The sequence below is a fragment of the Streptomyces sp. RP5T genome (genome assembly GCF_003933965.1).
Taxonomy (GTDB): Bacteria; Actinomycetota; Actinomycetes; order Streptomycetales; family Streptomycetaceae; genus Streptomyces.
This window is the reverse complement of sequence record NZ_RSAJ01001160.1, coordinates 1-995: the sequence shown is the minus strand read 5'-3', so window position 1 is coordinate 995 and position 995 is coordinate 1. Positions and strand designations below refer to the sequence as shown.

The 995-nt window shown below is 76.2% G+C and carries 1 pseudogene; it reads right to left on the bottom strand.

The annotated features are described in order from the left end of the window. A pseudogene (locus EHS43_RS48650) lies at positions 1–995 on the bottom strand (ATP-binding protein); the annotation flags it as partial.

Sequence of the window (995 nt, the reverse complement as noted above, 5' to 3'; positions counted from 1 at the left end):
GTGCGGTACGGGACTCCAGGTCGGCCTCCATCCGCGGCGAGGGCAGCGGCAAGGGCAGTGACGTGGCCGGTTCACCGTCCTCCGGCTCCAGGTGCTGCTGGGCCTCGGCGAGGCTGATCCCGCGCTGGAAGGCCGCCATCAGCCCCGGGTCGTGGCCGGCCGGGGTCGCGGCGTCCTGCCGTGGTGCCGGTCCGCCGCGCAGCTGGGGTGCGATGTGCTCCTGGGCGCGGCGCCGGGGCAGTTGGGGCTTGCCCATGGTGCCGCGCACGGTCCCGGTCCGCGGGGTGGGTGGCGCGGCCACGTGCTCCGCGACCAGCCGCCGGTCGTCGGGCCTGATCCCGGGCACGGCGTCGGCGGGGGTGGGCCGCGAACCGCGGGCCCCGCGCACGGGCAGCGGAGCGGGACGCCCTGAGCGCGCGCCGCCGCCGTCATCGGGGTGCCGATCGGCCACCGTGCCCTTACCGCCGGCCAGGGACCCGTTCCCGCCAGCGAGATGGCTTGACCCACCGCCACCGGGTGCGGCCGAGTCCCCCGTCAGAGAGGCCCCACCGCCAAGGGACAGGACATCACCACCGGGCACCGGACTGCCGCCCCCGGGACCGACGTTCAGAAAATCACTACCGTCGGGCCGCGCTTCACCGCCACCCACCTGGCCACCGCCGTCCGGCACACCTCCACCGAGGGGAAACGCACCGCCGCCCTGGGAAGTCGCAGTGCCACCGCCGTGGGAAAGCGCTCCGCCGCCACCCAGCGCGTCACCGCCGTCACCACTGGGCACGGCTCCGGCGCCACTCGACAGCGAGCCGCCACCCGGCACCCGACCGCCGCCACCCAGCGCGTCACCGCCCCCAGAGGAAAGCGCTCCGGCGCCACCTGGCAGCTGGCCATCACTGTTCAGCACACGGCCGTCACCCCGCGGCAAGGCGCGGTCGGAACTCGGCAGCGAGCCGCCACCGGGCACCTGGCCACTGCCGCCCAGCGCCCTTCGGTCACCC